Source organism: Paenibacillus sp. DCT19 (assembly GCF_003268635.1).
Lineage (GTDB): Bacteria > Bacillota > Bacilli > Paenibacillales > Paenibacillaceae > Paenibacillus.
Window position 1 is genome coordinate 1992952 of sequence record NZ_CP029639.1, and the last position, 14981, is coordinate 2007932.

The 14981-nt window shown below is 45.3% G+C and carries 14 protein-coding genes, 1 pseudogene and 1 riboswitch; of the genes and pseudogenes, 13 read left to right on the forward strand and 2 right to left on the reverse strand.

The genetic code is table 11. The features are described from left to right. Positions 1-96 precede the first annotated feature (96 nt). Positions 97-708: a DedA family protein gene (locus tag DMB88_RS08975; RefSeq protein ID WP_128104377.1), complete on the reverse strand. Its 612-nt coding sequence runs from the start codon at positions 706-708 to the stop codon at positions 97-99. A 222-nt stretch (positions 709-930) separates the two neighbouring features. Here DMB88_RS08975 and DMB88_RS08980 point away from each other — a divergent pair, with 222 nt between their 5' ends. The 9 genes and pseudogenes from DMB88_RS08980 to DMB88_RS09015 all read left to right on the forward strand — a co-directional run bounded on the left by DMB88_RS08980 (position 931) and on the right by DMB88_RS09015 (position 8474). Next, on the forward strand, positions 931-1506 hold the full coding sequence (locus DMB88_RS08980; RefSeq protein WP_128101086.1) for a cob(I)yrinic acid a,c-diamide adenosyltransferase: 576 nt from the start codon (positions 931-933) through the stop codon (positions 1504-1506). Then, a complete protein-coding gene (locus DMB88_RS08985; RefSeq protein ID WP_128101087.1) occupies positions 1503-2489 on the forward strand; it encodes an RluA family pseudouridine synthase in 987 nt (328 codons plus the stop codon). The genes DMB88_RS08980 and DMB88_RS08985 overlap by 4 nt, the downstream gene beginning before the upstream one ends. A 571-nt stretch (positions 2490-3060) precedes the next feature. Then, entirely contained in the window at positions 3061-3426 is a 366-nt protein-coding gene (locus tag DMB88_RS08990; RefSeq protein WP_128101088.1) for an arsenate reductase family protein, read from the forward strand. A gap of 179 nt (positions 3427-3605) precedes the next feature. Next, entirely contained in the window at positions 3606-4499 is an 894-nt protein-coding gene (locus DMB88_RS08995) for a 5'-3' exonuclease (protein WP_128101089.1), read from the forward strand. Further along, positions 4496-5092 carry a phosphodiester glycosidase family protein gene (locus tag DMB88_RS30940; protein ID WP_254438510.1) on the forward strand — a complete coding sequence of 199 codons (597 nt, stop codon included), beginning with the start codon at positions 4496-4498 and terminating at the stop codon, positions 5090-5092. Before DMB88_RS08995 ends, DMB88_RS30940 begins: the two co-directional genes overlap by 4 nt. Further along, positions 5092-5610, forward strand: a complete 519-nt coding sequence (locus DMB88_RS30945; RefSeq protein WP_254438511.1) for a phosphodiester glycosidase family protein — start codon at positions 5092-5094, stop codon at positions 5608-5610. The genes DMB88_RS30940 and DMB88_RS30945 overlap by 1 nt, the downstream gene beginning before the upstream one ends. Before the next feature lie 56 nt (positions 5611-5666). Continuing rightward, positions 5667-6325: pseudogene (locus tag DMB88_RS09005) on the forward strand (MOSC domain-containing protein). Between the two features lie 76 nt (positions 6326-6401). After that, positions 6402-7280, forward strand: coding sequence for an ROK family protein (locus DMB88_RS09010; protein WP_128101090.1), 879 nt, complete (start codon positions 6402-6404; stop codon positions 7278-7280). Positions 7281-7472: 192 nt separating this feature from the next. Beyond that, positions 7473-8474, forward strand: coding sequence for an HRDC domain-containing protein (locus DMB88_RS09015; RefSeq protein WP_128101091.1), 1002 nt, complete (start codon positions 7473-7475; stop codon positions 8472-8474). A 92-nt stretch (positions 8475-8566) separates the two neighbouring features. Here DMB88_RS09015 and corA read toward each other — a convergent pair whose 3' ends face one another. Beyond that, entirely contained in the window at positions 8567-9502 is a 936-nt protein-coding gene (gene corA / locus DMB88_RS09020; RefSeq protein ID WP_056698553.1) for a magnesium/cobalt transporter CorA, read from the reverse strand. Between the two features lie 452 nt (positions 9503-9954). Beyond that, a riboswitch (SAM riboswitch) is annotated at positions 9955-10079 on the forward strand. Positions 10080-10277: 198 nt separating this feature from the next. Here corA and metA point away from each other — a divergent pair. The 4 genes from metA (at position 10278) to mqnC (ending at position 14980) form a co-directional block, all read left to right on the forward strand. Further along, positions 10278-11195, forward strand: coding sequence for a homoserine O-acetyltransferase MetA (metA, locus tag DMB88_RS09025; protein ID WP_056698550.1), 918 nt, complete (start codon positions 10278-10280; stop codon positions 11193-11195). A 24-nt stretch (positions 11196-11219) separates the two neighbouring features. After that, positions 11220-12407, forward strand: coding sequence for an aminotransferase class I/II-fold pyridoxal phosphate-dependent enzyme (locus DMB88_RS09030; protein ID WP_128101092.1), 1188 nt, complete (start codon positions 11220-11222; stop codon positions 12405-12407). Then, positions 12400-13587, forward strand: coding sequence for a trans-sulfuration enzyme family protein (locus DMB88_RS09035; RefSeq protein WP_128101093.1), 1188 nt, complete (start codon positions 12400-12402; stop codon positions 13585-13587). The genes DMB88_RS09030 and DMB88_RS09035 overlap by 8 nt, the downstream gene beginning before the upstream one ends. Before the next feature lie 253 nt (positions 13588-13840). Beyond that, the gene (gene mqnC, locus DMB88_RS09040) at positions 13841-14980 is read left to right on the forward strand and encodes a cyclic dehypoxanthinyl futalosine synthase (RefSeq protein WP_128101094.1); all 1140 of its coding nucleotides are present in this window, start codon (positions 13841-13843) and stop codon (positions 14978-14980) included. The last annotated feature ends 1 nt before the right edge of the window (position 14981 follow it).

Below are 14981 nucleotides of genomic sequence, written 5' to 3' on the forward strand. Positions count from 1 at the left end.
TTTGGTTAGACTCTTCCCTTTATGTAACGCGAATTTACATTAGGGTGTATCTTAAGTCAAATTCGAATAAGAGCTGGCGGAATTCTAAAACATAGTCTAGTTCCGAGATTTACTTCGTTTGATCCACCAAATGACGAAGCCTACAATAAGGACAGCGAGAATGATGTAAATCACAAGGGAGTACACATCCATAAAACTCAGAATACTTTCCCATGAGGCTCCAAGTGCGGCTCCAACAGAGACGAGAATAATATTCCATATCAATGTACCGATTGTGGTAAAAAGCACGAATAATCCAAACTTCATATTGGACATACCCGCAGGGATGGAGATCAGGCTACGAACAAGAGGAATCATACGGCAGAACAAGACAGTCCACATTCCGTACTTATCGAACCATGCATCTACACGATGAATATCCTCTTTTTTGATACGTAAAATATGCCCCCAGCGGTCTACAATTTTCTCCAATCGATTCACATCAATCAGCAGCCCAATGGCATATAAAATGATAGCTCCAAGCACAGACCCGATCGTAGCAGCAATAATAACGCCAGGCAGTGTGAGGCTAGTATAGGTGGTCATGAATCCGCCGAAGGGCAAAATAATCTCAGAAGGAATGGGCGGAAATACATTCTCCAGGGCAATGATCAGTGCGATGCCTATATATCCGTAGTGCTCCATGAAATCGGTTATCCAGTTCTGCATCATCGTCTCCTCTCTTATGGGGTTTAATCAATTCGGTGTATACTCAGCATTACAACCCAATTCAATATACGAGGCAAGCTTCCAGGCGGTTTCTGAAAAAAATGCATTTCCGTATCTAATGGTGGTCAAGTATACTGGTTAAGTTGAAGTTAAGGAATGTTCGCATTATTCATTAACCCGAATATTCTACCGCGCGAATCAATAACAATTGGAGGGATTAGCATGGGCATATACACACGAACAGGCGATGAAGGCCAAACATCAGTGATTGGTGGACGAGTCATCAAGGATGATGATCGAGTAGAGGCATATGGCACGATCGATGAACTGAATTGTTTTGTGGGACAGGCAATCAGTTTAATTGATCAAGCGACAGGGCAATTCGAGGATCTCCGGGAGCATTTGCTTGAGGTACAGCAGGAGCTGTTTGACTGTGGATCAGATCTCGCTTTTGTAAGAATTAGTGAGACAAAATATAAAGTTCGTGATGAGATGGTTACTAGACTGGAACAATGGATTGACATGTATGATGCAGAGAATCCAAAGGTAGAACGGTTCATTTTGCCAGGGGGAAGCCTGCTATCTTCTACACTGCATGTATGCCGTACCGTGTGTCGTCGTGCGGAACGCCGTGCGGTTACTCTTGGACAACATACAGATATTAATCCATCGGTAAGACGTTATTTAAACCGTTTATCGGATTATTTCTTCGTGGTTGCACGGACAGCCAATGCGAGACAACAGGTAGCTGACATTGAATATGTGCGGAGCAAAAAAGTTTTCCGCCGCAAAGAATGAGCCTGTATTATTCGCCGCTTGTTTATACGATTCCTGAGCAGGAGGATGGCTGGCTGCTGAAGACCGTGCTACAGCGGCGGCTGCAAATATCACGTAAACTGTTGTCGAGATTGAAGCTCACGGAGCAAGGAATCATGTTAAACGGAGAGCGTGTGTATATCAGCGTGAAGGTGTCTGCAGGGGATAGACTCGAAGTTCGTATGGAACAAGAAGAGTCGGATGACATTTTGCCAGAAGAGCTGCCTTTTAACATTCTATATGAAGATGAACATCTACTAATTGTTAACAAAGATTCGGGCATTATCGTGCATCCCACGCATGGACATTATACAGGTACGTTGGCTAATGGCGTCGTTCATTATTGGAAGGCAAAAGCAGAGCGGTTCCGCTTCCGCCCGATCCACCGTCTGGATCAGGAGACATCAGGCGTGCTCGCGATAGCCAAAAATCCTTATGTGCACCAGCATGTGTCAGAGCAGATGATTGCGGGAACGGTCGATAAAAAGTATATGGCTATTGTGCATGGTTGCCCTGCTGAGTTGCAAGGTGCAGTAGATGGTCCGATTGACCGGGATCCGGAAGAGCCTCATCGCCGAATCGTAACACCTGATGGTTATGCCGCAAGAACCTTATACAACGTGGTAACGACATGGGGAAATAGCATTGCCAGTGTAGTGAATCTGAAACTGGAGAGTGGCCGAACGCATCAAATTCGTGTGCATATGACTTCTATTGGTTGTCCGCTAATTGGTGATCGGATGTATAAGACATTGCCAAGTGACGGAATCGATTCTGAGACAGAAACGATGCGTAACGAGCGGGATGGATGGATTGATCGTCAAGCGCTTCACGCGTATGAGCTATCATTCGACCATCCTATTCTGAAGCAGCGGATGACATTTCAGGCACCACTGCCCCCAGATTTGGCAGCGTTGGAGAAACGCCTAGATGCTGAAGCACACCCCAGAGAGGATCGCATCTAATATTTCGCAGCCATAATAAGTATTTGAGCAGACCATATGAAATGGATTGCTTGAGAAGTAAAACTGCAATGCGATGGTATCGATTTCGAGCGACTTTTGGATTTGCGAAGCAAACCAAGGGAAGCAAGAAACGAAACCGGAGCATCACGAATCATTAATGTATAGCAAGCCATATGAAATGGATTGCTTATGAAGTAAAACTGCAATGCGATGGTATTGTTTTCGAGCGACTTTTGGATTTGCGAAGCAAACCAAGGGAAGCGAGAAAATAAAACCGGAGCACCCAGAATCATTAATGTATAGCAATCCATATGAAATGGATTGCTTATGAAGTAAAATTACAATGCGATGGTATCGATTTCGAGCGACTTTTGGATTTGCGAAGCAAACCAAGGGAAGCGAGAAACGAAACCGGAGCACCCAGAATCATTAATGTATAGCAATCCATATGAAATGGATTGCTTATGAAGTAAAATTACATTGCGATGGTATCGATTTCGAGCGACTTTTGGATTTGCAAAGCAAACCAAGGGAAGCGAGAAAACGATACCGGAGCATAGGAGGAACAGTAATGAGTCAATTAAAAGTATATCAGTATGCCAAATGCGGTACATGCCGCAAAGCAGTGAAGTGGCTGGAGGCTCAAGAGCATCAGCTTGAGTTAATTCCTATTTTTGATAACCCGCCTACCGAAGCTGAGCTTACCGATTTGATCCAGAAGAGCGGGCTTGAGGTTAAGAAATTTTTTAATACCAGCGGAGAGGTCTACAAAGAGCAGCAGCTGAAGGACAAGTTGCCTGGCATGTCGGCCGAAGAGCAGATTCGTCTCTTGGCTTCGAATGGTCGCCTCATCAAACGTCCAATTGTAACCGACGGGGAAAAAGTCACCGTGGGCTTCAAAGAAGATACGTATGAACAGGAATGGAACAATCGTTAAGAACTTCGGTTAACTTGGAATCTACCGTAATTGAAAAGGTAGGAGAATCGCTGCCCTGAATGTTAAAATTCAGGGCTTTTTTGGCTGACCGATAAGTGGTAGAACTATGCTATAATGATAGAGTTATTTTGCAATTTTATTTTATTGGTTACACACAAGATAGGAGAGAGTAAACACAAGTGAATCAACGTAATGAACCTACTTTGTTGCTGGTAGACGGTATGGCAGTGTTGTTCCGGGCATTTTACGCAACATCTGCAAGCGGATATATTAGGCGTACAAAGGCAGGCTTGCCCACCAATGCAGTTTACGGATTTATCCGTTATTTCTGGGATGCGGTTCAGACCTTTGGGCCAAGTCACGTCATCTGTTGTTGGGATATGGGTGGTAAGACGTTTCGTGGTGAAGAGTACGCCGCTTACAAAGGCAATCGTCCCGAAGCCCCAAATGATCTAATTCCGCAGTTTGACCTGATTCGTGAAGTCATGGATAGTCTGAATATTCCGAACATTGGAGCTGCTGGATATGAGGCTGACGACTGCATTGGCACGTTAGCGAAATATTACACAGAGCAGACAGACATGAATGTGATGGTACTGACGGGTGATCATGACATGCTGCAACTGATTAATGATCGTACAAGCATTATTATTATGAAAAAAGGTCATGGCAACTACATGGTGTACACACCAGAGTCGCTTATGACGGAGAAACAGCTTACACCTCGCCAGGTCATTGATATGAAGGGCTTGATGGGGGATGCGAGTGACAATTATCCAGGTGTTCGAGGCATTGGTGAGAAGACGGCGCTGAAGCTTGTTCAGGAGTATGATTCGATCGAAGGTATTCTGGACAACTTGGACAAGCTTACACCTTCGGTACGCAAAAAGATTGAGAACGATCTGGACATGCTTCATCTGTCTCGCAAATTAGCAGAGATTCACTGCGCAGTTCCAGTTGCATGTGCACTGGATATGTGTGAATTACGTCTGGATCCGGATATGGTGATGGACAAGTTTGAACAACTTGAGATGAAGAGCCTTGGCTCTTGGATGGGAGTGGCAATAGGGTGAGCAGTATTCAATCACAAAGATCAAGTAAGAGATGGTGGACAGGGGCTATGGCTCTTGTCCTGGCTTTACCGGTATTATTGTCAGGGGCAGTAAGTGCTCCGCAGACAGTCGAAGCCAAAGCAGCAATCAGTACAAAAGTGCAGAAAGTAAAAGCAGCAGGACGAAGCTTCACCGTACAAACGGTTAGTATTCCAAAAGGCACACCAGTGACAGTAGGACTAGCGAAAAAGCAGGTAGGACAGACCGCAACATTGCCTTCCATTGTCAAAGCGTATGGGGCGCAAGCCGCGATTAACGGAGCTTTCTTTGAGGCTTATAATGGTGCTCCAGATCCATATGGCATGTTAATAGCTAATGGTAAAGTAATACATATAGGAAGATACGGTACAAGCATTGGTTTTAAAGAAGATGGCACAGCAATTATGGATTCACTTCGTGTAAACTTAACAGGCATGGTAACGACGCCAGAAGGCAAATCCCGCAGTTGGTATGCTACCTTTATTAACAGAACACCGTCTGCAAATGCAAGCATTACGATGCTGTATACGCCTGAGCGAGGTTCAACGGTTGGGTTCAAAGGGGTACAGCAGTAGTGATCGAGAAAGGGATTGTGACCAAAAAAGTACCGAATACCAATATTGCCATTCCGAAGAATGGTTCAGTTCTGGTCTTCACAGGTAGCCACAAATCAAACGCCGATCGTTTCGTTGTTGGCTCTACGGTGGAGATGAATTACAAATACACGAATGCAGAAGGTAAGGAGATTCCTTGGGACGAAGTCGTTACTGCTGTAGGAGCCGGTCCGCGTCTCGTTAAGGATGGGAAGATCTCAATTAATCCAGCAAGTGAGGGCTTCAAGGATCCGAAAATTCTCAATGCTTCTGGTGCAAGAAGTGGAATTGCCATTATGGCAGATGGTTCGGTTCTTCTGGCAACCGTTTCCGGAGCAACGATGAAGGAATGGGCTGCTGTGATGCAGAAGCTTGGAGCGAAGCAGGCGATGAATCTGGATGGGGGTGCATCTTCGGGTATGTATGCGGATGGTAAGATGCTCACTTCACCTGGTCGATTGCTCAGCAATACACTTGTTTTTGGTGGCTCTGTTAAGTAAGGCGTTGAACAAAGAAGGGGAGGAATGCACAAGTGAAACTCACACAACAATTCGAATTGGGCGACAGCCCTACGGCTGTCCTAGCCATAAATGTGGGTCAGCCTAAACCCTTGCCTGGTCAGAAACGTGAAGTGCTGAGCGGAATTGTGAAGACTCCCGTTTCTAGTCCTGTTTTCTTGTCATTCACAGGCATGACGGGAGATGCACAGGCAGACCTAGAACATCATGGGGACCCGACAAGGCGGTTTGTGTTTATGATCATAGTCGTTATCCGTTGCTGGAGCAATTGATGAATCGCAAGCTCGAGTGGGGCGCTTGTGGTGAAAATTTGACGGTCGAGGGCTGTGCAGAGGATCTGGTGCGAATTGGCGATGTATATCAATTAGGCGATGCCAGGGTTCAGGTTAGCCAGCCCAGACAGCCTTGCTTCAAGCTGGCAGCTCGGTATGATTACAAGGGTTTACCTGTTTATTTTCAGGAAAGTGGTTATACCGGCTTTTATTTTCGTGTGCTACAAGAAGGAGAAGTGAAGCCAGGGTCTGGGTTCAGACGAATCAGCACGGATCTAACATCCATGACGATTCTGGAAGCGAACCGGGTGATGCATCAGGGTAAGCAGGATGCGGAAGGCATTCGTGCTCTGCTGGCCATTACAACGCTCTCGGACAGTTGGAGACAGACGTTGGTGAAGCGTTTGGACAAGCTGGAGGGCTAGTCTTTGGATTGAACAATTAGAATGATCGATGACAGAATGGAATTCCTTTTTAACTTAATTGAGGAGTGTGACGAACATGACGATCTTAGGCGCAATTGAAGCTGGAGGCACGAAGTTTGTATGTGGTATTGGGAATGAAAAGGGAGAGGTTCTGGAACGAGCAAGCTTTCCTACGACAACACCTGAAGAAACGATGGCACAAGTCATTGCTTTCTTTGAAGGCAAAAATATTGAAGCGCTAGGTGTAGGTTCTTTTGGCCCAATCGATCCGATTGAAGGCAGTCCAACTTACGGATACATTACCACTACACCCAAACCACATTGGGGGCAATACAACCTTATTGGCAAATTGAAGGAACACTATGATGTGCCAATGACGTTTGATACTGATGTGAATGGAGCTGCACTTGGTGAAGCGACTTGGGGCGCAGCCAAAGGATTAGACAGTTGCTTGTATATTACGGTGGGTACAGGAATTGGTGCAGGTGCTGTAGTATCTGGTCAAATGGTGCATGGGTTGTCTCATCCAGAGATGGGACATATCATCGTACGTAGACATCCGGAGGATACCTTTGAAGGCTTCTGCCCTTATCATAGCGATTGCTTAGAAGGACTTGCTGCAGGTCCAGCGATTAACAAACGATGGGAACAGCCAGCTTATGAGCTATCACCGGATCACAAAGCATGGGAGATTGAAGCCCATTACTTGGCACACGCACTGATGAACTATGTTCTGATTCTCTCTCCACAGAAAATTGTGATGGGCGGCGGTGTGATGAAGCAGGAGCAGCTCTTCCCGCTGGTACGCAAAAAATTACAGGAATTGCTGAACGGTTATGTACAGCACCCAGCACTTCAGTCCGATATCGATCAATATGTGGTTTCACCGGGTCTTGGAGATAACGCAGGGCTGTGCGGCTCCTTGGCGCTTGCGAAGCTTGCACTAAATAAATAAAGTATACAACATGAAATGATTGACGAATTTTTCCATTATGGTATGATATGAGCAACAGCATAGCACGGTTTGTTGAGGAAGCACCTCTCTTGCATTCATTTTGCAGGAGGGGTGTTTTTTTTGCCTTTTTTGAAGGTGATGAGGGTGAGCCTTACAAGCGGTGTAGCTGAAACTCGAAGGAGGGATTGGTCAATGGAAGTCATTTTTATGAACAGATTAGCCAGAAATACAGACCAGAATGAAGAGCTCGCACAAGTGTGGATTGGCGAAGAAGAAGGAGCATGGCATCTGGGGTGGAGCTTGTACGAAGAAGGGGATCGAGAGGATATTATCTGGTATGAGGGCAGTTCGTGGGAAGAGCTCATGCATATTTATCGGCATCAACTAGCACTACAGATGAGTGCAGGGTTCCGACCGTTACTGCAAGGGTTATTTCATGAAATTGAAGAGCTCCGCTCACGAAATTATGGCGGACAACGGCTCCAATGTTACAGTGAATTGTATGCCAATGAGACATTGTACGAAGACTTATGCGCATGGCGTAGAAAGAGAGCCGCATCTGACCGAAAAGCACCTTATTTTATTGCAACGAACCGGTTGCTTCGCATGATTAGTTCGTATGTGCCGCTGACGATGAATGAGCTGATGCAATTGCCGGGTGTTGGAGAGAGCAAGGCTTCCGAGTATGGTCAAGCATGGCTGGAGCTAACAAACGGGGTGGAGCGTTCCACCGTATTTCCACTCGACTGGGTATACTCTGCATTGAAAGAAGAGGAGTATGAGAACTGGCTGTACCGACAGAAAGAGCAGAAGTATAAGCAGGAACTAGATAAGTTCAAGACTCGTAAGCAAGTACTGGAAGGCATGAAGGAAGGGCATACGTTAGAGGAGATTGTTAACCGTTCGGGATTGTCACGTCGAGAGCTAATCGAATTACTGGAAGTCTTGGATTTAGAGGGGTATGATACGGATTGTCTTCTTGATGCAGAGCTTGCGATTATGCCTGAACAAGAACAGGAAGCCGTTTGGAGCGCGTATGAGGAACTGGGAGATACGTTTCTGAAGCCTGTATTACATAAAGTATATGGTGAGGAGAAGCCAGGCGGAGGTAGCCTGGAGCAAGTATATGAGAAACTTCGTATGATCCGGATTCGTTATCGTCGTCATGTAGAGACAGAGCGAAACGTCGGTTAATGGCTGATTAAACTCAAAAAAAGACGAGGCCTTATTCCCAGTAGGGAGGCTTCGTCTCCTGTTCTTTTTTTATATGTTGATTCTGCTGCTATTCATATCCAGTCTTTTTTGCGGAAAATGAAGAACATACTCAGGCCAAGTGTTACCATAAGCCCAATAACGACAAAGTATGAATACTTCCAGTGCAATTCTGGCATAAATTCGAAGTTCATCCCATAGATACCGGTAATAACGGTCAAGGGCATGAACACTGTCGTGATGGCGGTAAACACACGCATAATCTCATTCGCTCGGTTAGCAATACTGGATTGATAAGCTTCACGTAAGTTGCCCATCAGATCCCGATAGGTTTCGAATGTCTCGGATATTTTCACTGCATTCTCATAAATATCGCTAAAGTATTTCTGCAATTGATCATCAATGAGACGCAGGTCTTTTTTGTTAAGAGTATTAATGACCTCTTTTTGAGGACCAAGCACTTTTTTGAGCCATAGAATCTCACTACGAAGCCCGATGATTTCGTTAAGGTGAGATTTTTTGGTGTGCATTAGAATATCTTCCTCAAGCTTTTCGATCCGTGCCTCAATCCGATCACCGACAGTAAAATAATTATCGACAATTAAGTCAACCAGCAAATATAACAGACGATCCGGAGTGCTGATTTCCTGTTCCCATAGAATAGGTTTTAAAGTTCGCAGCTCACTGACTTTCTGTTTAGTCACACTGATAATAAAATGTCTGCCCAAGAACAGGTTGACAGCACGTAAGAATATCTCTTCATCATCAAAACGAATGCTGTTAATGACAATAAAATAATGACTTTCATAAATTTCGATCTTTGGACGCTGTTCCTCGTCACTTAAGCAGTCTTCGACCGCCAGGTCATGCATCATAAATAGCGGCTGAAGCACGGCCAGATCATCCACATCTGCATCAATCCAGTAAAAGCCCTCCGCTGGTGGAGTCAGCGCTTGCTGAATGTCCTCCACTGGGATAAATACACCGTTGTTTACCAACCGGATTTTCATCGTTATCGACTCCTTCTGCACCCGCCGAGTTGGCGGATCTTCATCATTATGGGCGCAAAAAGAATAGATCAGCCGGTCGGCAGCGGAGCCTGGTGATCAGGTCTGCGTTCGCTCTATATGCAAACGGAAGTAACGTCCCGCTGCCGGCATGCTGATGTCAATTCTCTATGCTGTTTGTCGGAATTCGGCTGCCAGTCAGGCCTCGGGTCGCCATCCATTGATTATGTCACCTCTCACATAAGGGTTTACAACACCTGTTTAGTATACCGCTGGTCCAAGGTGCTTTCAAGCGCAAAAATGTGTCTATTTCGCGCCCTGAGGCAGTGTATGACAGGAGGTGAAAAACGGTTCCGAGATGTAGATGCTTAAGATGAACTGTAGCTTGACGTGAACGGATTAATGTTTTAAAGTAAACGGAAAGCAATTATATTTCAAAAATTAAATACAGCGAAATCTTATCAAGAGTAGGTGGAGGGACTGGCCCGATGAAACCCGGCAACCGGCGGTATACCGCACGGTGCTAATTCTTGCAGCGACTAAGTGCCCAAGAGGTACTGTTGTAACTGAGAGATGAGAGAGGCGCATATCTGTTTACATATGACCTTTCTCGGAATCCGAGGAAGGTCTTTGTTATATGCCCCGACTTCTCAGCACTGATTTTCGCTAAGGAACTTGAGCTTGTTCTACGCCTTAAGATGTAGAAATCTATGCTTGTCGGCAAGCTCAGGGCAGCAAATGCTGCAATCTATTTATGCTCAAGGAGGAGTTTGACACCATGCCAATCAAAATACCAGACACTTTACCTGCCAAGGAAGTGCTTGCAGGAGAGAACATTTTTGTCATGGACGAGACATCCGCATATCAACAGGATATTCGTCCACTTCGTATCGCTATATTAAACCTTATGCCAACCAAAGAAACGACAGAGACGCAGCTCTTACGTTTGGTGGGGAATACACCTATACAGGTTGACATCGTTCTGGTGCATCCAAAATCCCATACGTCCAAGAACACTTCCCAGGAGTACCTGGATGAATTCTACAAAACATTTGATGAAATTGAGCACCGCCGCTTCGATGGCATGATCATTACAGGTGCACCTGTAGAACAGATGGATTTCGAGGACGTGAACTATTGGAAGGAAATCCAAGAAATCTTCGAATGGACCAAAACAAATGTAACTTCAACCATGCATATATGTTGGGCCTCACAGGCAGGCTTATATCATCACTTCGGCGTTCCTAAAGTTTCACTGGACGAAAAATGCTTTGGCGTATTTCCACACACGATTAACAAATCTCATGTCCCACTCTTGCGTGGTTTCGATGAAGTGTTTAATGTCCCTCATTCACGTCACACTGAAGTGCGTCATGAAGATATTGAGAAGGACGAGCGTCTAGAAATTTTGGCTGAATCTGAGGATGCAGGTATTTTCCTAGTTGCAACCAAAGACGGTAAACAGATTTTCGTTACCGGACATGCTGAGTACGATCCGTTATCCCTCAAATGGGAATATGATCGTGATGCAGCTAAAGGATTAAATGTAGCCCTACCTAAAAATTATTTCCCGAAAGATGATCCTTCCCGTGTTCCTCCAGCGACATGGCGGGCTCATGCTAACTTATTATTCTCTAATTGGCTCAATTACTATGTGTATCAAGAAACACCTTACGATATTGGTCCGCAAATTTAATCGAGATAACAGGGGGATTCTGCAATGGAAGATAACAAGTTGAAAATCGAAAGCCGCTTAGCTCAAATTGGCTCTATTAATGAACCGGTCACAGGCGCAATTAACTTTCCAATCTATCAAGCAACAGCGTTTCGTCATCCGAAGCTTGGACAGAGCACGGGATTCGACTATATTCGTACAACCAATCCTACACGTAAAGTGTTGGAGGAAGCGGCCGCTGCACTGGAGTCTGGTGATGCAGGTTTTGCCTGTAGCTCAGGCATGGCAGCACTACAAACGATTTTTGCATTGTTCAGTCAAGGAGATCATCTGATTGTATCACTCGATCTGTACGGGGGCACATATCGTCTGCTTGAACGGATTCTGTCTCGTTTTGGTGTAACAGCAAGCTATGTCGATACGAATGATCTGGTTGCACTAGAGAAAGTTCTTCAGCCGAATACCAAAGCGGTCTTTATTGAGACACCAACGAATCCGCTGATGATGATTACAGATGTTGAAGCGGTAAGCACATGGGCGAAGAGCCATAACCTGTTGACTATTGTGGATAACACACTGTTAACGCCATTCTTCCAACGTCCAATCGAGCTTGGTGCGGATATCGTCATTCACAGTGCAACGAAGTACCTTGGTGGACATAACGATGTCCTTGCTGGATTGATTGTGACCAAAGGAGAGGAACTGTCAGCGGAAATGGCATTTCTACACAACTCCATTGGTGCAGTGTTATCTCCAACAGATTCCTACCAGTTGATGAAGGGGATGAAAACATTGGCTCTTCGGATGGAGCGCCATGAATATAACGCATTAACAATCGCGAAGTATCTTTTGGAGCATCCAGCTGTTGGTGAAGTCTATCACCCAGGATTGTCGGATCATCCCGGATATGAGGTGCAGAACAAGCAATCCAGCGGTAACACAGGTATCTTCTCTTTCAAAGTGAAGGATGCTCGTTACGTAGAGCCATTGCTGCGTCATATTAAACTCATCGCATTTGCTGAAAGCTTAGGCGGTGTTGAATCATTAATGACATATCCAGCAGTACAAACTCATGCCGATATCCCGATTGAGATCCGTGATGCTGTCGGTGTAGATGATCGTTTGTTACGCTTCTCCGTTGGTATTGAGCACGCCGAGGATCTTATCGCAGATTTAGCCAATGCGCTCGCAGCAGCAAAACTCGAAATTGAAGGAGGAGCACATCATGAGTGAACAGAATAAAAATTCCGGTTCTTCTAATTCTTCTGAATTGAAATTCGATACCAAACTGCTGCATTTCGGGGACGAGGTAGATAAAACAACGGGAGCTTCCAGTGTGCCGATCTATCAGGCATCCACCTTCCATCACTTTGATATTTTCAATCCACCACAACATGATTACAGTCGTTCCGGGAACCCAACACGTCAGGCTTTGGAGGATTACATCACGCTGCTTGAAGGCGGGGTACGTGGTTTTGCGTATTCTTCAGGGATGGCAGCGATCTCCAGTGTGTTCATGATGTTCTCGGCAGGGGATCACATCATCGTGACAGAGGATGTATACGGCGGAACGTATCGCTTGCTAACCTCGATTCTTAATCGGATGCAGATCGAAACGACATTTGTAGATATGACTAAAATCGAAGAAGTGAAGGCAGCGATTCAACCGAATACAAAGGCTGTTTATATGGAGACCCCTTCCAATCCAACGCTGAAAATTACGGATATTGCAGCAGTGACATCATGGGCTCAGGAGCATGAACTCGTTACCATTTTGGATAACACATTTATGACTCCTTACTACCAGCGTCCAATAGAGCTAGGTGTAGATATCGTTGTACATAGTGCAACCAAGTTCCTTGGTGGTCACAGCGATGTGTTGGCAGGGCTTGCCGTGGCTCGTACAGAAGCGCTTGGCAAACAGCTCAAGCAGTTACAGAACGGGTTGGGAACTGTGCTTGGTGCACAAGAGTCCTGGCTGCTGATGCGTGGTATGAAGACACTTGGCGCTCGTATGGCACACAGTGAACAGAGCACAGCCAAGCTTGCAGCATGGCTGAATGAACGAAGTGATGTTTCAGCCGTTTATTATCCAGGGTTACAAGAACATCCAGGTCGCGATGTGCATGAACGCCAATCAACTGGCTACGGTGCTGTCGTATCATTTGATGTAGGTTCTGGTGATCGTGCCAAAGCAGTGCTTAATCGTGTGAAACTGCCAATCGTTGCTGTAAGCTTGGGAGCGGTAGAGAGTATACTGTCTTACCCAGCCATGATGTCTCATGCTGCTATGCCTGCGGCGGTTCGTCGTGATCGCGGAATTACGGATGGATTGCTTCGCTTCTCGGTCGGTCTTGAGGACATTGATGATCTGATTGCAGATTTGGAGCAAGCACTAGAGGAATCCAAGTAAGACAGGCTAAATTTTCTCTGAGCGTAGTAAATAAAAACAATTGGATATGTACGTGTTTTTGAACAATCTCTATATGTCTGAATTTTCACTTATTTTTAAAGCACCTGCTCATAAGGTGCTTTTTTTCACATGTAACCTGTGTTACGATAGTTGGAGTACAGAAATACGATGTTTTCACCGGAACTTGTGTATCTAATCCACAAGCTAGGATGATCGTTATCATATTTTCACTTCATGAGGGAGGCTTTTTATAATGAGTACGGTAGACCGTATCTTAGATAAAGCCCTTCGGGGCGAGCGTTTGGATTTGGAAGATACGATTCAACTATTTGAATCGGACGAAGTGGACAAAATTGGGGCAGCAGCTAATGTCATTATGAAACGTATGCACCCTGAACCATACAGAACATTCGTAATTGGGCGTAACATCAACTACACAAACGTATGCGATGTATACTGCCGTTTTTGTGCTTTCTATCGTAGACCTGGTTCCGATGAAGGCTATGTATTGCCGGATGAACTAATCTTCCAGAAGATTCAGGAAACAGAAGACGTTAACGGTACAGAGATTCTTATGCAAGGTGGTACAAACCCGAATTTGCCATTTAGCTACTACACAGACATTCTCAGAGAGATTAAAGTGCGTTTCCCGAATATCACGATGCACTCCTTCTCTCCAGCTGAAATTATGAAGATGGTTGAAGTATCGGATGGCCTTTCACTGGAAGAGGTTGTTCGTGCGATTCACGAAGCGGGGTTGGATTCCCTTCCAGGTGGCGGCGCTGAGATTCTAGACGACCGCACACGTCGCAAAATCAGTCGTCTTAAAGGCTCATGGCGCGATTGGATGGACGTTATGCAAACGGCTCACCGGATTGGTATGAATACAACAGCAACGATGGTAATTGGTCTTGGTGAATCCATGGAAGAGCGTGCATTGCATCTGATGCGTGTTCGTGAAGCTCAGGATGAATGTATCGCTAATAAATATGATTCCGAAGGATTCTTGGCATTTATTCCGTGGACATTCCAGCCGGACAATACGAATCTCAAGTTAGAGCGTCAGACACCTCAAGAGTATCTAAAAACGGTAGCAATCAGCCGTCTCGTGCTGGATAATATCAAAAACATTCAATCCTCATGGGTTACAATGGGACCTGAGATTGGTAAGAAATCACTGGAGTTTGGTTGCAATGACTTCGGTAGCACAATGATCGAGGAGAATGTCGTATCCGCTGCAGGTGCAACCTACAAAGTAAACATTGGTTCAATTCTGCAACTAATTCGTGAAGCAGGCTATATTCCAGCGCAACGTAATACCAGATATGAAATTTTGCGTATGTTTGATGAGGAAGAGAACACCCTTGAGCAAGACTTCGTTATGCAAAACTAGT